18 protein-coding genes are annotated in these 22,609 nt (G+C 53.1%); 15 read left to right on the top strand and 3 right to left on the bottom strand.

From position 1 onward, the window contains the following. The first annotated feature begins 6 nt into the window (after positions 1-6). Together EI42_RS09620 and EI42_RS09615 are read left to right on the top strand one after the other, a co-directional pair. Positions 7-1,131, top strand: a complete 1,125-nt coding sequence (locus EI42_RS09620; RefSeq protein ID WP_137686244.1) for a S41 family peptidase — start codon at positions 7-9, stop codon at positions 1,129-1,131. Positions 1,132-1,799: 668 nt separating this feature from the next. Then, a complete protein-coding gene (locus EI42_RS09615) occupies positions 1,800-3,005 on the top strand; it encodes an MFS transporter (RefSeq protein ID WP_111321280.1) in 1,206 nt (401 codons plus the stop codon). A gap of 271 nt (positions 3,006-3,276) precedes the next feature. Here EI42_RS09615 and EI42_RS09610 read toward each other — a convergent pair whose 3' ends face one another. The 3 genes from EI42_RS09610 to EI42_RS09600 form a co-directional block, all read right to left on the bottom strand. After that, positions 3,277-4,500 (bottom strand): macrolide family glycosyltransferase, encoded by a 1,224-nt coding sequence (locus tag EI42_RS09610; protein ID WP_111321278.1) that lies wholly within the window; start codon positions 4,498-4,500, stop codon positions 3,277-3,279. Continuing rightward, positions 4,497-5,579: an NAD-dependent epimerase/dehydratase family protein gene (locus EI42_RS09605; RefSeq protein WP_111321276.1), complete on the bottom strand. Its 1,083-nt coding sequence runs from the start codon at positions 5,577-5,579 to the stop codon at positions 4,497-4,499. Before EI42_RS09605 ends, EI42_RS09610 begins: the two co-directional genes overlap by 4 nt. 154 nt (positions 5,580-5,733) lie before the next feature. Then, positions 5,734-6,732: an MDR/zinc-dependent alcohol dehydrogenase-like family protein gene (locus tag EI42_RS09600; RefSeq protein WP_111321678.1), complete on the bottom strand. Its 999-nt coding sequence runs from the start codon at positions 6,730-6,732 to the stop codon at positions 5,734-5,736. A 242-nt stretch (positions 6,733-6,974) separates the two neighbouring features. Here EI42_RS09600 and EI42_RS09595 point away from each other — a divergent pair, with 242 nt between their 5' ends. The 13 genes from EI42_RS09595 (at position 6,975) to EI42_RS09535 (ending at position 22,495) form a co-directional block, all read left to right on the top strand. Further along, positions 6,975-7,778: an FkbM family methyltransferase gene (locus EI42_RS09595; RefSeq protein WP_111321274.1), complete on the top strand. Its 804-nt coding sequence runs from the start codon at positions 6,975-6,977 to the stop codon at positions 7,776-7,778. A 33-nt stretch (positions 7,779-7,811) separates the two neighbouring features. Next, positions 7,812-9,011 carry a macrolide family glycosyltransferase gene (locus tag EI42_RS09590; RefSeq protein WP_111321272.1) on the top strand — a complete coding sequence of 400 codons (1,200 nt, stop codon included), beginning with the start codon at positions 7,812-7,814 and terminating at the stop codon, positions 9,009-9,011. 166 nt (positions 9,012-9,177) lie between these two features. After that, positions 9,178-10,332: an NAD-dependent epimerase/dehydratase family protein gene (locus tag EI42_RS09585; protein ID WP_111321270.1), complete on the top strand. Its 1,155-nt coding sequence runs from the start codon at positions 9,178-9,180 to the stop codon at positions 10,330-10,332. Positions 10,333-10,363: 31 nt separating this feature from the next. After that, positions 10,364-11,632, top strand: a complete 1,269-nt coding sequence (locus EI42_RS09580; RefSeq protein WP_111321268.1) for an adenosylhomocysteinase — start codon at positions 10,364-10,366, stop codon at positions 11,630-11,632. Between the two features lie 10 nt (positions 11,633-11,642). Beyond that, the gene (locus EI42_RS09575) at positions 11,643-12,422 is read left to right on the top strand and encodes a nucleotidyltransferase family protein (RefSeq protein WP_170142505.1); all 780 of its coding nucleotides are present in this window, start codon (positions 11,643-11,645) and stop codon (positions 12,420-12,422) included. Positions 12,423-12,520: 98 nt separating this feature from the next. Continuing rightward, entirely contained in the window at positions 12,521-13,900 is a 1,380-nt protein-coding gene (locus EI42_RS09570; protein WP_111321264.1) for a cytochrome P450, read from the top strand. After that, positions 13,897-14,730: an SDR family NAD(P)-dependent oxidoreductase gene (locus EI42_RS09565; RefSeq protein WP_111321262.1), complete on the top strand. Its 834-nt coding sequence runs from the start codon at positions 13,897-13,899 to the stop codon at positions 14,728-14,730. Before EI42_RS09570 ends, EI42_RS09565 begins: the two co-directional genes overlap by 4 nt. Before the next feature lie 23 nt (positions 14,731-14,753). Next, positions 14,754-16,118, top strand: coding sequence for a cytochrome P450 (locus EI42_RS09560; protein WP_111321260.1), 1,365 nt, complete (start codon positions 14,754-14,756; stop codon positions 16,116-16,118). Further along, on the top strand, positions 16,115-16,942 hold the full coding sequence (locus tag EI42_RS09555) for an SDR family NAD(P)-dependent oxidoreductase (protein ID WP_111321258.1): 828 nt from the start codon (positions 16,115-16,117) through the stop codon (positions 16,940-16,942). The genes EI42_RS09560 and EI42_RS09555 overlap by 4 nt, the downstream gene beginning before the upstream one ends. Continuing rightward, positions 16,935-17,774: a class I SAM-dependent methyltransferase gene (locus EI42_RS09550; protein ID WP_170142504.1), complete on the top strand. Its 840-nt coding sequence runs from the start codon at positions 16,935-16,937 to the stop codon at positions 17,772-17,774. The genes EI42_RS09555 and EI42_RS09550 overlap by 8 nt, the downstream gene beginning before the upstream one ends. Before the next feature lie 27 nt (positions 17,775-17,801). Continuing rightward, positions 17,802-18,587 carry a class I SAM-dependent methyltransferase gene (locus tag EI42_RS09545; RefSeq protein ID WP_111321254.1) on the top strand — a complete coding sequence of 262 codons (786 nt, stop codon included), beginning with the start codon at positions 17,802-17,804 and terminating at the stop codon, positions 18,585-18,587. A 327-nt stretch (positions 18,588-18,914) separates the two neighbouring features. Next, entirely contained in the window at positions 18,915-20,642 is a 1,728-nt protein-coding gene (locus tag EI42_RS09540; protein WP_111321252.1) for an ABC transporter ATP-binding protein, read from the top strand. Further along, positions 20,639-22,495, top strand: coding sequence for an ABC transporter ATP-binding protein (locus EI42_RS09535; protein WP_246046378.1), 1,857 nt, complete (start codon positions 20,639-20,641; stop codon positions 22,493-22,495). Before EI42_RS09540 ends, EI42_RS09535 begins: the two co-directional genes overlap by 4 nt. Positions 22,496-22,609: the final 114 nt, after the last annotated feature.

Genomic DNA, 22,609 nt, shown 5'->3' with positions numbered 1-22,609 from the left:
CGCTCGATGCAGGAGACTAGCGCACGGCAGGAGACGCAGGACATCGAAGAGGAGCGTTTACCAGCTCGGGCCTCGCGGATGTTGGCTGTCATCAAGCTCTGGACGGCAATGCGTAGCTTCTATGCGTACCCCGATCATCTGGAACACTGGGATGAGGCGCTTGTACCAGCACTTGAAGAAGTCGCTGCTGTACGCACGCGGGAAACGTACTTTATGACGCTGCAACGTTTAGCGTCGCGCTGTAGGGGTGGACATAACTTTGTGTTGTTCTGGCGCGATGGGCAGATACAGCGAGCGATCTTCCCCTATGGGGCTGTCCCGGGCATTCGGCTGGCGCGGGTCAAAGGACGGATAACCGTGATGGGGCCCCTACCAGCAGAGATACCACTTTATCCCGGTGAGGTGCTGGAAGCGGTCGACGATGAGCCGGTACAGCAGCGGGAGACGCGGCTTATTGCTCTGGTGATGCAGTATCCGGTGCAGGCAAGGGATCATTATCTGTTGTGCGCGTTGCTTGATTCTCCGAAAGGTGCGGTAGTGCGTTTAAGGGTACGGGATCAGCAGGGCCATACAAGGGAAGTGGAGGTTGTCGCTGATTACCCCACCTCGTTTGTGACAGAGCCTGTTGCTGTGACGACGTTGCCTCCCTGGGGAATGCTCTCGGACGAATGGGCAGAGATCGGCTATCTGGATGCCTCGCGAGTGCAGATAGAGCAGATAGAGCGGGCATTTGTTGACCTGAAGATGGCAAAAGCGCTGATTATCGATGTCCGTCGCTATCCGACGTTGACTGTTGCGGCGCTTACGCGTTTTCAGCGAGAGCCGGTACCTTTTCTTCCCATGTTACGACCGATGGTGAGTGCTCCCGAGCGGGGTGTTTTTGGCTGGTTGGAAAATCGGGTGATGGATGAAGATGTATTCTTGCCTGTGGAGGAACCTGATCCGCGTCCCCTTGCGGTGTTAATCGGTGGTGGAACAGTCAGTATGGGCGAAGACTGGACGTATCGGCTTTTGCAGGGGTGTGGAGCACTGCTGGTCGGGGAAGAAACAGCAGGTGGGGTTGGGTCAAATGCTTTTGTAAATCTCCCTGGAGGCGGGCTTCATTTTCCGGGTCCGATGCGCATCTTTTAGTACATGGACGTCGAGTAGAGGGAAATGGTATTTCACCGCACGTCCGCGTGACTCCTGTCCCGGATGATGAGCGGGATGATGCTGTAATACAGGCGGCCCGAGCATTGTTACAGCGGCTAGATGGTGATCACCTGGCTTGAGTACTTGTTAATGAGAGAGGAGACAGCTTCTCCTCTCTCTTATAGAGAAAAAAAGAATGCGATAGAAGAGGAACAAGTCCCTGTCGTGACTGATACAGATGAGGATAGATGAATTTAGCGTCTGCATCTGTTGTGTGAAAACTCGTTGCTACCTCTTTTGCAGAGTGTATTTCGATCTTTACTATAATATAAGGTCAGAGGAGGCGGCTGGTTGCCTGCTCTGATAATGATGTTGTGCGTGCTAAGTGAGACAATGTCTCTTTCATTTAGAGGGATGATACCGTATAATATTTAACAAGTAGAATATAGAGATGTACTGCATGGATGGAAGAAGGTCATACCACCACGTTCCCGGGGAAAGGGATTCTGCTTTCTGGGGTTGATCGCTGTTGTACACGCTCACAAATGAGCTTCTGCTGCTTCGTATCGAGGACAATCTGTGTATGATGCCGCGTGCACAGGAACACATTGTTCCGATGTGGGCACGAAGACTCCTTCACCGTTTCAGTCAATCGAAAGGGGAAATGCATGCAGAGCCGACGTGCTATTGTTACCCTGATCATGGCAACGATTGCCTTTACCGTATCGTTTGCCGTCTTCTCACTGATATCACCTTTTGCTCCACAATTACAGAAGCTGTACAACCTGAATGATTTTGAGATTAGTATCTTGATCGCTCTGCCGAGCCTCCTCGGATCGGTGTTACGAGTGCCCGCGGGTGCATTGACCGATCGGTTTGGTGGGCGCAAGGTTATGACAGGGCTGCTCATCTTTTCATGCGTTCCTGTGCTCGGCATGATGAGCGCACGTACGTATCTAGCCTTTGTGTGTTGGGGGCTTTTGTTAGGGGTTGTTGGAACCAGCTTTGCGGTGGGAGCCCCCTATGTCAGTCGCTGGTTCCCATCAGAGCGGCAGGGCCTGGTACTTGGCATCTTTGGTGTCGGAAATATCGGGACGGCTATTACGGTCAACCTTGCACCTCGTCTGGCGCATCTCCTGGGGAGCTGGGAGAGCGTGTTTCTGCTCTTTGCGGCCCTCTCCCTGCTGACCGCGTTGGTCTATTATCAGACTGCCCATGATGAGCTGTTGCCCTCTGTAACGGCGAGTATGAAGGAGCGCCTGGCCTTGCTTTGGAGAGAGAAACCGGCCTGGGTCTTGAGTTTGCTATACTTTGTCACCTTTGGGGGACTGGTAGCTTTCAGCTTGTATCTGCCGAAGCTGCTGGTTGATTTGCATATGCTCGATAAGGTGGAGGCCGGAAACTATGCTGCAATCTTTGTCTGTGTGGGAACGCTGGTGCGCCCGTTTGGGGGCTGGCTCTCTGATCGTGTGGGAGCCTGGAGTATCCTGCTGACGACCTTTGGCGGGCTTCTGTTGTTGGCCTGTGTGCTGATCTTCCACCTTCCGCTGATGTACCTGAATGCATGCTTGATCTGCATTGCGATCTGTCTGGGGGTGGGGAGTGGTGCCGTCTTTAAGCTGGTGCCGCTGTATTATGCAAAGGATGCGGGCGTCGTCTCGGGACTGGTTGGCGCTGCTGGTGGCCTGGGCGGATTTTTTCCGCCATTGATTATGGGGTTCTGTAAAGAGATCTGGGACACCTACATTCCGGGTTATATCCTGCTGGCGCTGGTAACACTCTGTTGTCTGTTGCTCATCTTCTATAGAGGACAGGTGTTCGATGAAGCGGAGCGCGTGCGGATGGCTCCTTTAGTTGATAAGAACGGCCCCTGAAGCTTCAAGGAGGAGACCGTATTCCATCCGCTCCATTCCAGTCTCGGAACAAGCGTAATAAGGGCTCTTCGTATGAGGGGCTCTGTTTCATCAGGGAGAAAGGGCTGTAGGCAGGGGAAGGAACAACTCTTCTGCTCTCTTCCGCTGATATCCGGGGGTGTGAAATAGGTGCGGCGGATCGTGCCAGGCATAGCCAATTGATATGGCACGATCTATCCTGGTAGAACGTCACCCATATCAAAAGGCGCTATAGCGGAATGTGCCTCTCATCTCAGTGAGAGCCATTCGTGAACTGGATGATCGCTTCAGCCGCCCGTTTTGGGCCCCCTGCTTCCTGTATGGCCTGTCGCATGGTAGATGCGCGTGCGTGGATATCCGGGTCATGAGCTGCGCGTGTTGCTGCCTCTCGCAAACGGTCGGCTGTCAGTGTTTCTTTATCGAGCACAATGCCTAGCTCAAGTTCGCGCACCCGGTGAGCGGCCTCTTCCTGGCGTGTCTGAGGGATGACAACCAGCGGTACCCCGTAGTAGAGGCTTTCCATAACACTGTTCATGCCCCCGTGGCTGATAAAGACATCCGCACGGGGCAACACTTCCAATTGTGGTACCTGAGGCGCGAGCAAGAAATTGGACGGCGTAGGCGGAAGGAGTGCCGGATCAAGCCTGGTACCATAGGAAAGGACCGCCTGCCATTCTGTCCCGCTAAAAGCGAGGAAGCATTGACGATAGAAGTCAAGCTGATTGTTAAAGTTGGTACCAAGTGAAATGTACACAAGTGGATGCTGATTCAGTTGCTCAAGCGGGAAGGAGGTGCTACTATAGCGCTTGCGTTGGAATGATGGCCCGACAAACAGGAAGCGTTCGTCAAACGTATCTCCATCAGGCCTGAAGGCGCGAGGCTGGAACACGATTGTCAGTGGTTCTGCCGTTCCCTGCAACGAACGAAGCTCTGGAATCGAGAGGCCATAGGTGCGGCTCAACAACGCAAGCCCATCCTCAAGCGGGCTATGTTCGGTTGCCTGCTTCTTGAACTGCTGATAGAGTTTCGCTTTGAACTGTTCATGGGTGCGGTCCCCGCTCTCTGCTCCCGGGATGGCATATGTTGGACATAGTCCAATAGTGGGTAGATGCAGGATACGAGCAGCGATTCGAGGCCACAGGAACATGCACTCGGCAACAATGCAATCTCCCTGTTCCTCGCGAATACTCTCCAATAAAGGAGGTATCACCTCTGGACTTTTGCGGAACATTCGCGAGAGGAATAGCGCGATGCTTTTGTCACCGTCGGCTGGCCCGATGGCCTGTAATTCCTCCTGTTCAACAAGGTCGAAGTGGTAAGCGCGAAAGCGAGCACCAGTGGCCTCGATTATTTGACGAAAATGCTCCGGGAGAAAACAGGTCACCTCCTCCCCGTGCGCAAGCAGTTCTTCCATGACTGCCAGTGTTGGAAGCATATGGCTGTAAAGGGGAAAAGGGAAGAAGAGATAGCGACTCATACTTGTACTCCTCCCTTCGCGTGCTCAGTGGACGATGCATTCGCCTTGTTGTTTTCTTGAAAACAAGTACGATTCTCTTGAATCCAGGTCAGCAGCTTCTCGATACCTGTAGCTGGAGAGACATGCGGCGTCCAGCCTAATGCGTGCTCTGCTTTTGCTGAATTGCAGACAAAGTACCAGAGATCGCCTTTTCGAGCGGGCTGCATCTGAATATCCAGAGATTTCTTCAGAGTGTGTGAGATAATATCGAGGCACTCCTTTAACGAGATCGCGTGGGCATATCCACCGCCAATATTATAGGTTCCGGGCTTTCGCTGCTCATAGAAGGCATGAATGGCGTTGACAACATCCTGTACATAGAGGATATCACGTACCTGTTTGTCAGTACCGAAGATGGTTATGGGCCAGCCGAGGGCGGCACGAATACAGAAGTTAGCAACCCAACCGTGATCCTCACCGCCAAATTGTCGGGGCCCATAGAAGCCGGTCAGGCGAAAATTTGCCGCCTCAACCTCATAGCTGTCGATAAATGCCTGTACGTAGGATTCAGCGCTATGCTTTGAGGCATGCAGTGGTGTGAGCAGGCCCCGCATTGTTGGATATGCTTCATCAATGTCCTGTGGCTCTGCGGTGAAGCGGGTCGCTTGCTCCTGTAAGGTGTTATTGATCTGATTGCCGTAGACATGAACGCTTGAGCAGGAAACAAGCGGGATGCGATAATGACGGGCCGCTTTTAACACATGAAGGGTGCCGGTAACATTCGTAGAAAAGTCTAAATCGACGTCCTCTAAACTAATGGTCATTGCTGGTTGCGCAGCCGTGTGGACGAGAAAATCACACCCTTGAGTAGCACGAAGCAGGCGTTCGTAGTCGCGAATATCTTCTTCAATGATGGTAGCGCCGATGGAACGCAGAAAATCGGCATTATAGCGGCGGGCCTGTTCAGTGGCATATCCCGTTCGTGCGAGTTCATGCTTGGTCATGTTGTCGTAGGCGATCACCTCATCGCCGCGTTTCCTGTAGAATTCGCACACATGAGAGCCGAGGAAGCCACACCCCCCGGTAACGAGTACTTTCATTCCAAATCCTCCAACTGAGCCTGTCGTTCAGGCGATAGGACGATATGCTCTGTTCCAGCATTTCCGGTAAGGAGTCATTATGAACCAGTATATGATGAGGAAACGGGTAAGAACAGATCATTGTCTCATCATCTTACGATCAATTCTGAGAGGGTCAGGGCTTAAGCAGTATCTTGAGCGCTCCCCTCTGGCTTGCATGGGCAAAAGCATGGACTCCCTCGTGAAGTGAATAGCTGGCGCTGATCAGTGGTCGAACATTGAGGCGGTGCTGCTTGAGTGCTCGAAGCGCCGGAGCGAAGGGGCCACAACGCGACCCCTGGACGCGTATTTCATCAATCACGATCTGGGCAAGATGAAGCTGACTCTGTTCAGCAACTGTGCTCTTGAGAGCGATGACTCCTCGGGCTTTGACGAGCCTTTGCGCCAGCGCCAGCCCTGATGCTGATCCTGTACATTCAACAACCAGATCAGCCCGGCGGTTGTTCTCTAGCTGAAAGCTGGCTGGATCGGTCAGCAAGTATCCAGTGACGCCATGTTCTTCCGCCAGTTGCAGCTTCTCCTGATGTTTACCCACCATCACCACCTCGCAGCCGATTAGCGAGAGGACCTGAGCTGCCAGTTGCCCCATCTTGCCATCTCCCAGGATTAATGCAGTTTCTGTTGGTTTGAGGTGCATCTGTTCCAGCAGCTCGAAATTCGCCGCCAGCGGTTCGACAAAGATTGCCTCCTCGTCGCTGACCGTTTCAGGAACAGGATAGAGGTTCTCTACTGGCAAGGTCAGGTACTCGGCGAAGGCCCCGTTGCGCTGTACGATGCCGAGGGTGGTACGGCGCGGGCAGTGTGTGAAGATCCCTTGCCGACAGAACTCGCATGTCACCTGACGGCAGGGAGCATTAATTTCTCCCACCACGCGTTGACCGAGCAGATGCGCATAGCGTTCGCGTACAGCATCTCCGTAGATGTCTTCAACAAGGCCAACAAACTCGTGTCCCGGTATCCCCTGGAAGTCCATATAACCGCGCAGAATTTCCAGATCAGTATTGCAGATCCCGGTGAGTAGAACGCGAATCAGGGCTTCCCCTTCAATGGGCTCCGGGCAGGGATACTGTTGCTCCAGACGAAGGGTGGAGTCCTGATAGACTAATGCACGCATGAAAGGCTTCTCCTGTGTGATATCAAGGTGTATTGAGTGAAGTATACCGTGGAGAAGAGGAGGAAACCAGATCAAGCGATCATCACTTTCCAATCAAACGGAGAACGTACCTTTGGTGCTCTCCTGTATGGCTTCTGGCAAGGATGATTGCAAAATGATGATAGAATGATCTGGTTTTGCAGCTTTCTCTCGTTATATACTCTAGAAGAACACCATCATAATAAAGAAGAAGCGAGGAATGCATGCAAGAGAAATATGTTTTGCCAAACGGCATGACCGTTGCGAAAACCAATGAAGATCAGCTCAAGCAATTGTATGCGGAAATATTCGAGGAAAGACAGTATCTCGCGTATGGCATTACTTTAGAGGAAAATGCTATTGTGCTGGATGTCGGGGCAAACATCGGCCTTTTTACGCTGTTCTGTCACTCCGTCTGTCCGAGTGCAAAGATCTATGCCTTTGAGCCAATTGCAGAGACGTTTCAGACTTTGCGTACAAATGTTGCCTTGAATAACATCGATGCACGGTTGTTTCAGATGGGGCTTGCTGACCGCGCTGGAGAAGAAGAGTTTACGGTGTTCGCGCTCTATAACTCGAACTCAACACGCGTGCCGGATATTGAAGAGACGCGCTCTATTATGCGCAACAAGTTTCTCGCGAACGTGCCGGACGCGAAAAAAAGCCAGATGACGGAAGAAGAGATACAGAAGGTCGTTCATTTCTTCTTTACACGGCATACCACTCAGCTCTGTAAGGTCGAAACACTGTCCCGTGTCCTTCGCGAGCAGGCCCTTGAACATGTTGATCTCTTGAAGATTGACGCGGAAAAAAGCGAATATGATATTCTGCAAGGGATCGATGCACAGGATTGGCCAAAAATCCGCCAGATTGTGATGGAGGTGCATGGCGATTACCTCTTAGAGAAGGTGCTTCCATTGCTTCAACAGCAGGGATATCAAACGGTTGTCGGCGACAATAAGCGAGGACTGGGAAATGCAGAGAATGGGCGTCCCATTACCCTCTCGCATGTGTATGCATGGCGCTAGCTTCCTTTTGTGTACCTGCTCAGGAGTGGATGCATGGCAAAATATGTGTTTTTCAACCTCCCTGCTTTCTCACATATTCAGCCAACGCTGGCTGTTGTGGAAGAATTGATAACACGTGGTGAAGAGGTCATCTACTATCTTCCTGAGGAATTTCGTGCGCAGATTGAGACGACGGGCGCAGTGTTTCGCGCCTATCCGTTCGAGCTCTTTTCTCAGGAACAGACGTCACCTTTCAGTACCGAGTATCACATTCATGACATTCAAGTACGCCTGGCTGTATTGCAGGCATATATGATCAAGCAATGTATGTCGATTGTTCCATCTCTTGTCGAGAGCGTGCGTGCTGAGCGGCCGGATTGTCTTCTCTATGATGGAATGTTTCTATGGGCCAGATTGATCGCGGAAATTCTACAGATTCCGAGGATCGTGCTTCGCGCAAGCTATGATCTTACTGACAATCCCTATGCCAATTTGCTGCGCGTTTTCTCGTCATCCTCTGAAATGATTCAGACGTTGAATCATGAGCTTGCTGGCTTGTGTGAGCGGTATGGGCTCTCTCGCTACGAAGTGAACTCCTTTACCGAAGATAATCCCTCACTGAGTATCGCCTTTATCCCACGCTCTTTTCTGCCCGATCCCGCGCAGTTTGACGGCCGCTTTCTGTTTGTTGGTCCTTCTTTGCGAACAAGATGGCAGGCACGACACGCACTACAGGATGCCGAAACTGAAAAGCAGCTCTATATTGCGCTGGGGAGTATATATACCAACCAGGCCGAGTTCTATCGGCTTTGTTTTGCTGCCTTTGGTGATACTGCGTGGCATGTCAGGCTTTCAATAGGAACGCAGCTAGAACCGGAGGCTCTGGGGCCGGCGCCTCAAAACTTTCTTATTGCGCCTCGGTTTCCCCAATTGGAGATACTGGCCCGGACAACGATCTTTGTCAGCCACGGTGGCCTGAACAGCGTGATGGAGAGCCTCTATTCCGGGGTGCCTCTGGTGATTGTCCCGGAGACAAGCGAGCATGAGGCAATCGGGACGCGCGTCGCTGAACTGGGTGCGGGCATCAAGCTGGAGAAAGCATCGTTAACGGCGGAGTGTCTGCGTGAGGCGGTTGATCTCGTGGCGAATGATCCCTCTTTTGCGGTCCGCGCAGGAGAGCTACAGCAACAACTACAGGAAGCCGGTGGATACAGGAGGGCCGCTGATGCCATTATGCACTATGCACGACGTTGAGAAGCAACAGGGAGCTAAGCGCTTCAGATGAAGAGCAGAAATTGACTAGTACGTGATGATGCGATGATCTGTTTTTCAACGCTCCTTCAGGGTATACTTGAAATGCAGACAAGAAGGCAGAAGTGTAGAAGAAGTTACAAGAATAGAAGAAGCGTAAGGATGGTGTATGAAAGTCCTTGTTACTGGCGGGGCCGGCTTTGTTGGTTCCCATACCGTTGATATCTTGCTGCAACATGGTCATGAAGTTACGGTTCTTGATAGCTTTGAACCTCAGGTACATGGGACTGTTTCGGCAGTCCCTCCTCATCTGGCTCATTATATTGCGCATGGCGACATTCAATTTGTCCAGGGCAATGTAGAGAATCGTGAGCTGCTGAAGCGCCTTTTGGAGCATTGCGAGGCCGTTATCCATCTTGCTGCCGCGCTTGGAACGGCTCAATCAGCGCATGAGCCTCATATGTATTGTTTGGCTAATGCACTGGGGACAGCGACCTTGATGGACGTGTTGTTGAAAGAGAAGACACAGGTTCGCAAGCTGGTCGTCGCCTCTTCTGCCAGTATTTATGGAGAAGGGTGCGGCTGGAATCCAGTACGAAAAGTGAAAGTGTCTCCTGTGCGCTGGGCTGTCGATATGCAGCAAGGACAGTGGGAACCCAGAGACCCGGAGGATGGGACGATTGTAGAGCCTCGGCCGATTACGGAGGATTATCCTTTAAAGCCGACCTCTGTGTATGCGCTGACTAAGTACTTCACTGAACAGGTCGCCCTGTTATCGGGACATAAGCAAGAGATAGGGGTGATTTGTTTGCGGTACACCAACATCTATGGCCCCCGGCAATCTCTGAGCAACCCCTACACGGGACCTCTTGCCATTTTCTGCTCGCGCTTCAAGAGCGGAAAACCGCCTCTGGTCTTTGAGGATGGCAAGCAGAGTCGGGATTTTATTCATGTGAAGGATGTTGCCCGCGCGAATCTCCTGAGCATTGAGTCCTCTCTTATGGGTGCTCATGTCATGAATATCGGGACCGGGAAAGCCACAAGCCTGCTGGAAATCATTGCCCTGCTTCAGGAGAAGATGCAAGTTGATATCCAGCCGACGATCATCCAAAAAGCACGGATCGGAGATATCAGACATTCTTTCCTGGATACAAAGCGGGCTGAAACGCTGCTCGGTTTTAAGGCTCAGATCCCGGTTCACGAAGGGATCCTGGATACCATCCATGCACTGGATGGGGCCTATATCGAAGATAAGGTAGACGTGGCTCTGCAAGAGTTAGCGCAATATCACCTGATTACCGATACTGCGGGAGAACGCGTCTGAATAACCTGTATGTCGTGAGAAAGGATAGTGGATGAAAGAAGCGTACTATGCTGATATAAAAGAGCCTTCATTGGCTCCACGGGGAAGAGATCGCATTGAATGGGCAGCCCGAGATATGCCGGTTTTGCGCTTGATTCAGGACGAATTCAAACAGACGAAACCGTTTACCGGGGTGCGTATCTCAGTTTGTCTGCATCTGACAACGGAGACTGCTAACCTGGCACTTACGCTGAAGGCGGGAGGCGCGGATCTGTTTCTGTGTGCCTCAAACCCGCTATCTACACAGGATGATGTTGCCGCTGCTCTGGTGAAAGAGTATGAGATTCCAGTGTTTGGTATGCGTGGTGAAGATGCACACACCTATTATCGACATCTCCATCTGGCGCTTGACCACAAGCCGGCTCTCGTCATGGATGATGGCGGTGATCTGGTCTCTTTGCTGCATACCGAGCGCACCGAGCTCCTCGGGCGGGTCCTGGGCGCAACGGAAGAGACAACAACCGGAGTCATTCGTCTGAAGAGCATGCAACAACAGGAGGTTCTGCGCTTCCCCGTGATCGCGGTCAACGATGCGGAGACGAAGCATATGTTTGACAACCGGTACGGCACCGGACAGAGCACACTTGATGCGATTCTTCGCGCTACAAACAGTCTGCTGGCCGGGCGCACCGTCGTTGTACTGGGGTATGGCTGGTGTGGGCGTGGGGTTGCCAGCCGGGCGCAGGGCATGGGGGCGAACGTCATTGTGTGTGAAGTCGATCCGACCCGAGCGCTTGAGGCGGTTATGGATGGGTACCGGGTGCTCCCTGCGATGGAGGCGGCGGCCCGAGGGGATTTCTTTGTGACGGTGACCGGAAATGTGAACGTTCTGGATCAGCGGCATCTGGAACGTCTGAAGGATGGCGCGATTCTCTCGAATGCCGGGCACTTTAACGATGAGATCAATATAGTGGCTTTGGAGCAGCTAACGCTTCAGAAGCGCTCTGTGCGTGACTTCGTGACCGAGTATACGTACGCTGATGGCCGGAAGGTCTACTTACTGGCTGAAGGGCGCCTGGTTAATCTCTGTGCGGCAGAAGGACATCCAGCAAGCGTGATGGATATGAGTTTCGCCAATCAGGCCCTGGCTGCCGAATATCTTCTGCATGCTTCGGAGCCGCTGGCGCCGGGAGTCCATACCCTGCCTGCATCGCTGGATAAGAAGATCGCACGGCTGAAACTACAGGCGATGGGGGTCGCATACGATACGTTGACCGTCGAGCAGGAACACTATCTCAATTCCTGGGAAACAGGAACATAGGAGGGAAACGGTGAGAAGAACAGTCGGTGTCCTGCCTGCCGCTGGTCTGGGGAAGCGGCTCAAGCCGTACAATGGTCTGAAAGAATTGCTCCCGGTTGGATATTATCCCTCGGAGAAGGGACCTGTGCCGATGGTGGTAAGCCAGTATGTCATGAACGCGCTGCGAGCTGCTCGGGTGCAAGATCTCTACTTTGTGATCTCGCCCCAGAAATGGGAGATTGCCCGTTTCTTCACTAACGGGTCGCGTTTTGGGATGAACTGCTGCTACCTTTTTCAGGATGAGCCCGAGGGGATGCCGGGAGCGTTGGATAGCGCGTATCCCTGGGTGCGTGATAGCGTGGTGTGCATGGGGATGCCAGATACTATTATGCAGCCCACGCACTGCTTTGCGCAACTGTTGGAAGAGCATCGCAAGAAGGCTGCAGATCTCACACTGGGTATCTTCCCGACTGAAACTCCTCAATCGCTTGCTCCCGTGCATCTGGAGCCGGGAACAGGAAGGGTGCTTGAGATCTTCGATAAGCCGCAAACGACGACTTACTACAATACCTGGGGAGTTGCGGTCTGGGAGCCGAGCTTTACAGAGCTATTACACCATTATGTGAGCCATGCTTCACGAGTGCATGGGCAGGAATTATTGCTCAGTAATGTCTTTCTGGAAGCAATCAAACAAAACCTCAGGGTATATGGCACGCAGTTCGAGGATGGAACACTATTCGATATCGGCACGTTTGAAGGTCTGCGTTATGCACGTGCGATCCTGGAAAACATGGAACAGACTTACTGTTGACAGGATGAAATGTTCATATCATCGCTTTTATGAACCTATACAAAGAGTCTCAATGTAGTGCGAAAAAGTGATTTGTGCTGTTCAAGGATGTCTGTCTTATGTCTATAGCTACCAGTATTACGGCGAAAGAGATTCCATACCTTCGGGGCTGGCCTCTGGTTGGAAGTCAGCTTGCTCTTAAGTATGAGCGTTTGCACTTTCTACAGCGTTTGTCCCGGTTAGGAGATATTGCCGGCTTTTCCTTCGGCACTGCTCCCCACTTTCTGGTAAACTCGCCGCAGCTTATTCAGGAGGTGCTGGTTGAGCATGCTGCAACTTTCTATCATCGAGGGCGCTACTTACGTCGGGCATTTATCGGCAATGGGCTGATTATCAGCGATGGGGAGTTTCATCGAAAGCAGCGGAAATTGATGGCGACGCTTTTTCAGCCGCGTCACCTTGCAACATATGCTGAAACTATTACCCGATATGGCGAGCAGTTCCAGCAAGAAATGCGGCATGGGGAAGTGATAGACCTCCATCAAAAGATGATAGATCTGGCCATGAGCATTTTTAGCAAGGTGCTTTTCGATCTGGAGATTCGCCCCGGTGACGAGATGATGGAGGCGATGGATATCGCCCTTGCGCATAGCGCGAAGGTGCTTTTCTCGCTTGTTGCGATCCCGATTCATTGGCCTACCCCCTACAATAAGCGTCTTCAGCAGGCAAGGCAGGTCTTGCAAAAAAGGATACGGGGTGCTTTCCAGCAGCGAAAGGAGAACTCGGAGCATCTTTCAGAACAAAACGATCTGCTCTCGTTGCTGTTGCAGGCCAGCGATGATGAGGGAAGTCGCATGAGTGATCAGCAGGTCTTGGATGAATGCCGCACTCTCTTCATTGCAGGTTTTGAAACCATTGCTATGGCGCTCATCTGGACATGGTATCTGCTGGCGCAGCATCCCGAGGTTTACCAGAAGGTGCAGAAGGAAGTAGATAGTGTGCTAGGAGGAAGAACGCCGACTTATGAGGATCTGGCGAACCTGCCCTATTGCTTGCAGGTGTTTAAGGAGACGCTCAGGCTCTATCCTCCCGCGCCTATGATCCGTCGTGAGGCGCGAGATGATGTCGAAGTCGGGGGGTATCATCTCGCCAGAGGAAGTACTGTTCTGATAAGCGCGTATACGCTGCATCGGCGAGCCGATTACTTTCCTGAGCCAGAGCGCTTTGATCCGGAGCGCTTTACCCCGGAGCGAGAGAAACAGCTTCCCCGGTATGCGTATCTGCCCTTTGGGGGAGGTCCGCGTGTCTGCCTGGGGAACCATTTTGCCCTGATGGAGGGTCATCTGTTGCTGGCGACGCTGGCGCAACGGTTGCGATTTGAGCTCGTGGCAAACCATCCAGAGGTGGGTTTCGATCTGGAGCATAACCTTGCGCTGCGTCCCGATCGAAAAATTGAGGTAATTGTACACAAGAGAACAGAAGAGGAGAAGCAGGGATGACGCTTGAAGGGAAAGTTGCTCTCGTCACCGGCGCAGGCGGTCAGGGAATTGGAGCTGCTGCCGCGCGGGACCTGGCTGCACGAGGTGCACAAGTGGTTGTGAACTATCGGAGTAATCAGCAAAGGGCGCAAGAAGTGGTCGAGAGCATTCAGGCTGCTGGTGGGAATGCGCATGCTATTCAGGCTGATGTGATTGATGAGGGGCAGGTGCTCCGCATGGTGGAGGAGATCGTTGAGCGCTATGGGCGACTCGATATCATGGTGAGCACGAAGGGAGGGCATGTGCCGCCTATCGCCGGGCCTCGCTTTGCGGGCAAGGGGGAGGGACACTTCGCCGCGATCGCCGCACGGGTTGGCACGCGTCCTTTTACTGAGCTATCCTGGGAAGCTTTCGCTGCCAGGGTCAACGGTGAGCTACAGGCTGCCTTTACGATCACGAAAGCGGTGGTCCCTGTTATGGAGCGCCAACATGCTGGCCGGCTGATCTATCTTTCCAGCGAGCATTCACGAGGACCAGCGGCTCCCGGTATGATCGCGAATGGAGCCGCGAAGGCCGCACTGAACACGTTTGTAGTGTATCTGGCACATGAACTGGGACCGCTCGGTATTACTGCGAATGTGGTCTCTCCAGCAATGGTACAGGTGCAGGCAACCAGATGGATGCAGCCGGCAGCCTTTCTTGAGCGCGTCGCTTCTGCCACGCCACTGGGACGGATCGCGCAGCCGGAAGATGTTGCGCGAGTCATTGCCTTTTTTGCGAGCGATGATAGCGCTTTTATGACAGGAGTCTATGCTCCTGTAACGGGAGGCTTCGGTCTGGCACGTTTGTGAGAGCGGAAAGGAGTAAAAACAGTATGTCCAGCTCACCAGTGACCTCAAAAAAGGTTGCGTACGTTCGCGGTTTGCCCCTGCTCGGAAGTCAGTTTGACTTGAAACATGATCGCCTGAACTTTCTACAACGGCTGGCCCAGGCGGGTGATGTATCCAGCTTTCATCTGGGATTTTCGACGTACTTTCTGGTGAATGAGCCAGAGCTGGCTGAGAAGGTTCTGGTTCAGCACAGTAAGAGCTTTGATCGGGGACGACGGCTCCGAAGCAGCCGTTTGCACAACGGTATTGTGACCAGCGCGAATGAGGTCCATCGGCAGCAACGGAAATCGCTGGCCTCGATGTTTCAACCTCGCCATGTTCTTCATTATGCTGATGTTGTAGCTCGTTACGGAGAACAGCGCCAACAACAATGGAAAGATGGTGAGGTTATTGATCTTTTCCCACAGATGGTAAGTCTGACAATGGATATTCTCGGGAATGTGCTCTTCAATGCGGAGGCGATTAGCAAAGATGGGACGCTCGCTGCGGCAGTGGATGGGATGTTTAAAGCCAGTGTCGCGCAACTCTTTACCGCCTTCTCACCGCCCAAAAGCTGGCAGACTCCCAGAAGAAAGCGACTGCGTGAGGCGGGGGAGCGGCTGGCCGAGCGTGTGCGCACGATCACCGCGCAGTTTGATGGTGACAATCCAGCGCAAGAGCGTAAAGACTTTCTGTATCTCCTTATCAAGGCCAGGGCCGAACAGGGTGAAGCGATAGACGTTGCGGAGATCGCTCGCGAATGCTGGCCGGTCTTTTTTGCAGGATACAGCACCAGCCCACTGGCGCTGCTCTGGGCATGGTATCTGCTGATGCAGCATCCCGAGGTTTACCAGAAGGTGCAAGAGGAAGTAGATAGTGTGCTAGGAGGAAGGACGCCGACCTATGAGGATCTGGCGAATCTGCCCTATTGCTTGCAGGTGTTTAAGGAGACGCTCAGGATGTGCCCTCCCGCGCCTATGATCCGTCGTGAGGCGTTGCATGATCTCGACATTGATGGCTACCAGATTCCCGCCGGAGCGATCATTTTGATCTCGCCCTATACCATGCATCGGCGAGCTGATACTTTCCCTGAGCCAGAGCGCTTTGACCCGGAGCGCTTTACCCCGGAACGAGAGAAACAGCTTCCCCGGTACGCCTATATGCCCTTTGGGGGAGGTCCGCGTGTCTGCCTGGGGAACCATTTTGCCCTGATGGAGGGTCATCTGTTGCTGGCGACGCTGGCGCAACGGTTGCGATTTGAGCTCGTGGCAAACCATCCAGAGGTGGGTTTCGATCTGGAGCATAACCTTGCGCTGCGTCCCGATCGAAAAATTGAGGTAATTGTGCGCAAGAGAAAGGGGCAGGTATGAGCGGCAGGCTAGCTGACAAGGTGGTGTTAATCACAGGGACCGGAGGGCAGGGTACGGGGCGTGCCGCCGCCCTGCTTTTCGCACAGGAGGGAGCGAGAGTCGTTGGCTGTGCGAGTTCCAGCGAGGGAGGACAGGAGACGGTTCGTCTGGTGCGAGAGGCAGGTGGTGAGATGCTCTCGGTTGATCCTGTGGATCTTACCGAGCCTGATCAGGTACAACAGGTGATTGATCGCGTTGAAAGCGTGTATGGTCGGCTGGATGTGCTTTACAACAATGCTGCCCGCCTGCGCAATGTGCCGATTCTTGAAATGTCACTGGAAGATTGGCGTTTTACGCTTGCCAATGAGCTAGACAGCGTGTTCCTGATGACAAGGGCCGCGATCCCGCTTTTGATTCGCTCGGGAGGTGGCACCATTATCAATACGTCATCGGTGTCAGCACTCAAGGGAACCGATATCCTGGGGTTTACCGCTCATGCAGCCGCGAAAGCAGGAGTTTTAGGCTTGACACGACAGCTTGCTGTTGAGCTTGCACCTTACAACATCCGGGTGAATGCCCTGGTTCCCGGGGGGATCGTGAATGCGAAAACTGCGCAATGGTTTCTCAAGAATGTTGCGCAGAAGCAGCCAGAAGGGGGGCGGCGGCTGCTAAAGCGAATCGGAAAGCCAGAAGATTATGCACGGGTCGCTCTCTTTCTCGCCTCAGACGAAGCGAGCTATCTGGATGGCACTGAATTGCTTGTCGATGGTGGGGAGTCAATCAGCCGGGGAGAGCGACCCGGCGGGCATGTTCATGGTCATAGAAAAGGAAGAAGCGATGTCTGATACACAAAAAGTTCCTATGGAGCAACATATAGCGGAAATCTGGACCTCTACGAAAATGGCGGAACACTGGCAACGAGGTGCCGAGCAGCGCAAGCAGGTCATGGCGGCAGCAACCGAGCGTCTGATTGATCTTGCCGCGCTTCAGCCTGGCGATCATGTGCTTGATATTGCGGCGGGGACCGGTGATCAGGGGCGTCTTGCGGCAAAGCGGGTAGGGCCAACAGGCCTCGTGCTCATTACTGATATCTCCGCTCAAATGCTGGCGATAGCGGCGCGTTTGGCCGAGCAAGAAGGTTTGAGCGCTGTTCAAACGCGTGTCATGAACGCCGAGCAACTGGAGCTGGAAGAGAACAGCTTTGATGCTGTGATCTGTCGGCATGGGCTGGAAGCGGTTCCACGGCTTCAGCAGGCGTTGGGTGAGATCAGAAGGGTTCTCAAGCCGGGCAAACGATTCGTTGTCATGACGTGGTCGTTGCCAGAGAGAAACCCCCTGATTCACTTCTTTGCAAAAAGCTCGGTCCAGTTTGCACAAAAACGCTCTTCAAGCGTGCCGACGCCGTTTGCTTTCTCTGAGCGCTCTGTTTTAGAGCGAGAGTTTCGCGAGGCGGGTTTTCAAGAAGCGTTTACAGAGGTGCTCCCGCTCTGTTTCCGTTACCCCTCCCTTGAGGCTTTTCTACAATCCTCCCAGGGAGAGATGCGCCCCGGTCCCAAAAAGAGCGCCGAGGAGTTGCAACAGCGCCTGGAGGAGATGAGGAGCATATTCGAGTCCTATGAAGGACCGAACGGGCTGGAAATTCCCGGAGAAGCTTTGCTTGGTGTCGCAGTGAAATAGAGGCTGGAAAGAAAGGAACTGGAATTGATGGAACCCACGTTTCCATTTGCCAAATTTCGACCCTCAGCGGAGATTACAACGCTCTGGCAGCGGGGGGCGGAGCAGCGTCAGGCCGCGATGGCAGAAGCTACCCAGCAGATGCTTGATGTCGCTGAACTCAAGCCCGGTGATCATGTGCTTGATATTGCGGCGGGGACCGGCGAACAGAGCCGGCTGGCCGCGCGTCGGGTAGGGCCAACAGGACGAGTGCTGGCAACAGATATCTCTGAGGAGATGTTGACTGTCGCGGCGCAACTGGCCGAGCAAGAAGGGCTAAACACGGTCCAGACACGGGTCATGAATGCTGAGTGGCTGGAGCTGAGTGAGAACAGCTTCGACGCAGTGATCTGCCGCTATGGGTTGATGATTCTGCCTGACCTTCAGAAGGCGCTGAGTGAGATCAAGCGGGTGCTCAAGCCGGGGAAGAAGCTTGCTGCACTGGTCTGGTCCCGACCGGAAAGTAATCCTTTCTTTCATCTCTTTGCGCTCTCAAAAAAGATCAGAGAAGCTTCTGGACACTTGCCAGGTCCCTTTACACTCTCTGATCCCGCTGTGTTTGCTGGACAGCTAGAAGCGGCAGGGTTTCGTGCTGTCGAGACGCGGGTTCTCACTTTCCAGTTGCGCTATCCCTCTCTGGATGCATTTCTGCAAACGTCGCAGGGAGAGCAGGATGAACAGCAGGTGGAGGTAATGAAGCAGGCGCTCAAGAAATTCGAGGGCCCTGAGGGACTGATTCTTCCCGGTAAGACAGTGCTGGGTGTGGGTACAAAATAAGAGCAACAGCGATTTCAGAAATCGGTGGGAGAACTTCACGCTCATTTGGCTTCTGCTGCGGAGCACAGAAGGAAACGAGTGTGAATGTTCTTTTGCTCATGCAGTAAGAGAAAGTAAAATTTTCTGTGTCTGGATAGAAAAGCATATTCGGGTATACTATAGAGATATGATGCTTTATGCAGGCAAAGAAAGAAATGAGAAGAGAAGACGACCATATGCAGGATGTTTCCTGTTCTGCGAAAGCACTGCTGGCTCCGCCTGCGCTTTGCCCTCCTCACAGCTTACTGCTGAAACCTACTCAACCCATGTCTATAGAGAGGAAGATACATGATACGATTATTGCGCTTTTTGAAGCCCTACCGCTTTTCTGTTGTGTTGATCGTCCTGCTTGTTTTTGCGCAGGCGATTGCCAATCTTTTGCTACCAACCTTGATGGCAGATGTCATCGATGAAGGGGTTGTGAAGAGTGATCTTGTCTATATCATCCGAACAGGTGGGCTGATGCTGCTGGTAGGTCTGGTTGCAGCGGCTGCTGCGATCACTGCCAGCTTCTTCACCTCTCGAACCGCGACCGGTTTTGCCCGCTTGCTTCGCCTGGAGCTATTTACGCGTATCGAGCATTTTTCGCTTAATGAAGTCAACAGGATTGGGACGGCCTCACTGATCACGCGGACCACCAACGATACCACCCAGGTACAGCAGCTCTTGATTATACTGCTCAATATGATGATAAACGCTCCTTTGATGGGTATTGGCGGCATTATTCTTGCAGTGACACAGGGGGGCGATCTGGCCTGGATTCTGGTGGCTACGATCCCGATTCTGGCTGTGGCGCTGATCGGCGTGATGCGTTATGCACTTCGCCTCTTCCTCAGTATTCAGGTGAAACTGGATCGGCTGAATCTGATTCTGGATGAAAAGTTGAAGGGGGTACGCGTGATCCGTGCCTTTGATCGTAGCGAGTATGAGCAGCAGCGTTTTGACAGCGCGAACGAAGATTTGATGCGCACCACCATTCATGTCAACCGGGTGGTAGCTGCGCTATTGCCCGCTATGACGCTGGTAATGAATCTGGCGAGTATCGCTATTGTCTGGTTTGGGGGCATGCGGGTCAATGAGGGAACCATGCAGATTGGCAACATGATGGCTCTGCTGCAATATTCGATGAGTATCCTGTTTTCATTGTTAATGGTCTCAATGATGTTTGTGATGTTGCCACGTGCTTCCGCCTCTGCCTCGCGCATTAATGAGGTGCTGGCGCTTAAGCCGGGAATTGTCGATGCCCCGGAGACCCAGACGGCCAACCAGGGACGCGGACTGGTCTCTTTTCAGCATGTTACCTTCAAATATCCGGGTGCGGAGGAACCTGCTGTCTATGATCTCTCTTTTACCACGCGGCCCGGTGAACTGACCGCGATCATCGGAGGGACAGGCTCAGGAAAATCGACACTCGCTCATTTGTTGCTCCGCTTTTACGATGTGAGTCAGGGTCAGATCCTGGTCAATGGGGTTGATATACGCGCGATACGTCAGCAGGATCTACGCGCAAAAATTGGCTTTGTGCCCCAGAAGCCGCAGCTCTTTTCTGGCTCTATCAGTGAAAATGTGCGCTATGGGAAAAAGGATGCAACCGAAGCAGAGATCTGGCATGCGCTCCAGGTAGCACAGGCACAGGAATTCGTCAGCGCTCTGGAGGCTGGATTAGACAGCGTTGTTACGCAGGGGGGCACGAATCTTTCAGGAGGCCAGAAGCAGCGGCTGGCGATTGCCCGGGCGTTAGTCAGGCAGCCAGAGATCTACCTTTTTGATGATAGCTTCTCCGCGCTGGATTTTCAGACCGAGGCGCGTTTGCGCATGGCGTTGAAGGAGGAAACGCGCGAGGCAACGGTTTTGCTTGTGACCCAGCGGGTGAGCACCGCTATGGAAGCGGATCGCATTATTGTTCTGGATGAAGGGCGCATGGTGGGGAAGGGAACGCATCAGGAATTGATGAGGAGCTGCGAGGCCTATCGCGAGATTGTCGCAACACAGTTATCACTGGAGGAGCTTGCATGAAAGTAAGACAAGGGATGATCCCGCCACAGAGGCCGGGTGGTGGCTTTGCCGGTGGTTTCGCTAAAGGTGGTTTTGGCGGAGGGAAGCCTAAAAACGTGAAAGCCACGCTGCGTCGGCTTATGGGATATCTTGCTCCCTACCGGCTTCACCTGTTGCTGGTACTGCTTGCCGCCGTGCTTGGAGCGACATTCGCTATTCTCGGCCCCAAAATCCTGGGTCTGGCTACGACTGCCATTTTTGAGGGTGTGCTGAGGGGACATATCGACTTTGCGGCAATTGCGCGGATTCTGGTATCACTGGCAGTCCTCTATGTTTTTAGCGCTCTCTTCACGTATCTACAGCAGTTTCTGATGGCATATGTGGCGCAAAAGACGGTGTATAGCCTGCGTCGTGCGGTCGATGAAAAGCTGACGCGTTTGCCTCTCAGGTTCTTTGACTCACGTCCTCACGGAGATATACTTAGCCGTGCCGTCAATGACCTGGATATGATCAGTAACACATTACAGCAAAGCCTGATCCAGTTGATTACCTCTACCGTTACGATTGCCGGGGTCATTATCCTGATGTTTACCATTAGCTGGATTCTTGCGCTGGCGATCCTGCTGACGCTGCCGCTGAGTTTCTTTGTGATGACCGCGATTGCTCGACGCTCGCAGCGGTACTTTATGGGGCAGCAATTGACACTTGGAGGACTGAACAGTCAGGTGGAAGAGATGTATACCGGGTATAAGGTGGTGAAAGCCTTCGGGTATGAGCAGGAGGCAGTCCAGCGTTTTGCCCGCCTGAATGAGAAACTGTACGAGCAGAGCTGGAAAGCACAATTCGTTTCAGGGATTATTATGCCTTCTCTGATGCTGGTCGGCAATCTGGGTTTTACGCTTGTAGCTGTGCTTGGTGGAGTGATGATAGCGCAGCGGGCGATTGCCGTGGGAGATGTACAGGCAATGATTCAGTACGCAAACCAGTTTACCACGCCAATTACACAGTTCGCGAATATTGCCAATATCATTCAGGCGGCGATCGCTTCGGCGGAACGGGTCTTTGAATTGCTTGATGAGCCTGAGGAGCTCCCCGACGCTCCTGACGCTGTGGAGATCCACGCCCCGAAGGGACAGGTACAGTTTGAGCATGTTCGCTTCGGCTATAGCAAAGAAAAGATTCTGATGCATGATATCAATATCGATGTCTCACCAGGACAAACGATCGCGATTGTTGGGCCGACCGGCGCGGGAAAAACAACCCTGGTCAATCTCCTTCTGCGCTTCTATGAGCTGAATGGGGGTCAGATATGCGTGGATGGAATCGATATTACCCGGCTCAAGAGAGGGAATTTGCGGCGTCTCTTTGGCATGGTGTTGCAGGATACATGGTTGTTTCATGGGACAATTCAGGAGAATATAGCTTATGGGCGCGCTGATGCGACACAAGAGGAGATCATGGAAGCCGCTCGCGCAGCGCATGCCGACCATTTTATCAAGACCCTGCCAGAGGGATATCATACAGTGCTCGGTCAGGAGGCCTCCAATATATCCCAGGGCCAAAAGCAGCTTCTGACAATTGCCAGAGCCATTCTATCAAAGCCCTCGATTCTCCTCCTTGATGAAGCGACCAGTGATGTAGATAGCCGGACGGAAACGCTGATCCAGAATGCGCTGAGTGCATTTATGAGAGGACGCACCAGCTTCGTGGTTGCTCACCGCCTCTCGACAATCCGCAACGCTGATCTGATTCTAGTGATGGAGCACGGAACCATTGTGGAGCAGGGGACGCATCAGCAGTTGCTTGAGAAACAGGGGGCGTATGCAAACCTTTACAATAGCCAGTTTCTCGGGCGCTCTTCTCAAGGGCAATAAAGTGGTGGAGGCAGATGGTGGGCTGCCTCCTTTTCGGTCTGTGGCTGCTCGGGAGGACCAGTTCCGGCACTTGATGGGTCGTTGCCCGGGCGGCCTTCTGGCATCCTGCCCGCC

It is taken from the genome of Thermosporothrix hazakensis (assembly GCF_003253565.1).
GTDB lineage: Bacteria > Chloroflexota > Ktedonobacteria > Ktedonobacterales > Ktedonobacteraceae > Thermosporothrix > Thermosporothrix hazakensis.
This window is presented reverse-complemented; position numbering and strand designations above follow the sequence as displayed.

What these genes read in the sequence shown, in the direction of transcription:
- EI42_RS09620 (WP_137686244.1), top strand. Translation starts at nt 7, where the DNA reads ATGCAGGAGACTAGCGCACGGCAGGAGACGCAGGACATCGAAGAGGAG.
- EI42_RS09615 (WP_111321280.1), top strand. Translation starts at nt 1,800, where the DNA reads ATGCAGAGCCGACGTGCTATTGTTACCCTGATCATGGCAACGATTGCC.
- EI42_RS09610 (WP_111321278.1), bottom strand. Translation starts at nt 4,500, where the DNA reads ATGAGTCGCTATCTCTTCTTCCCTTTTCCCCTTTACAGCCATATGCTT.
- EI42_RS09605 (WP_111321276.1), bottom strand. Translation starts at nt 5,579, where the DNA reads ATGAAAGTACTCGTTACCGGGGGGTGTGGCTTCCTCGGCTCTCATGTG.
- EI42_RS09600 (WP_111321678.1), bottom strand. Translation starts at nt 6,732, where the DNA reads ATGCGTGCATTAGTCTATCAGGACTCCACCCTTCGTCTGGAGCAACAG.
- EI42_RS09595 (WP_111321274.1), top strand. Translation starts at nt 6,975, where the DNA reads ATGCAAGAGAAATATGTTTTGCCAAACGGCATGACCGTTGCGAAAACC.
- EI42_RS09590 (WP_111321272.1), top strand. Translation starts at nt 7,812, where the DNA reads ATGGCAAAATATGTGTTTTTCAACCTCCCTGCTTTCTCACATATTCAG.
- EI42_RS09585 (WP_111321270.1), top strand. Translation starts at nt 9,178, where the DNA reads ATGAAAGTCCTTGTTACTGGCGGGGCCGGCTTTGTTGGTTCCCATACC.
- EI42_RS09580 (WP_111321268.1), top strand. Translation starts at nt 10,364, where the DNA reads ATGAAAGAAGCGTACTATGCTGATATAAAAGAGCCTTCATTGGCTCCA.
- EI42_RS09570 (WP_111321264.1), top strand. Translation starts at nt 12,521, where the DNA reads ATGTCTATAGCTACCAGTATTACGGCGAAAGAGATTCCATACCTTCGG.
- EI42_RS09565 (WP_111321262.1), top strand. Translation starts at nt 13,897, where the DNA reads ATGACGCTTGAAGGGAAAGTTGCTCTCGTCACCGGCGCAGGCGGTCAG.
- EI42_RS09560 (WP_111321260.1), top strand. Translation starts at nt 14,754, where the DNA reads ATGTCCAGCTCACCAGTGACCTCAAAAAAGGTTGCGTACGTTCGCGGT.
- EI42_RS09555 (WP_111321258.1), top strand. Translation starts at nt 16,115, where the DNA reads ATGAGCGGCAGGCTAGCTGACAAGGTGGTGTTAATCACAGGGACCGGA.
- EI42_RS09550 (WP_170142504.1), top strand. Translation starts at nt 16,935, where the DNA reads ATGTCTGATACACAAAAAGTTCCTATGGAGCAACATATAGCGGAAATC.
- EI42_RS09545 (WP_111321254.1), top strand. Translation starts at nt 17,802, where the DNA reads ATGGAACCCACGTTTCCATTTGCCAAATTTCGACCCTCAGCGGAGATT.
- EI42_RS09540 (WP_111321252.1), top strand. Translation starts at nt 18,915, where the DNA reads ATGATACGATTATTGCGCTTTTTGAAGCCCTACCGCTTTTCTGTTGTG.
- EI42_RS09535 (WP_246046378.1), top strand. Translation starts at nt 20,639, where the DNA reads ATGAAAGTAAGACAAGGGATGATCCCGCCACAGAGGCCGGGTGGTGGC.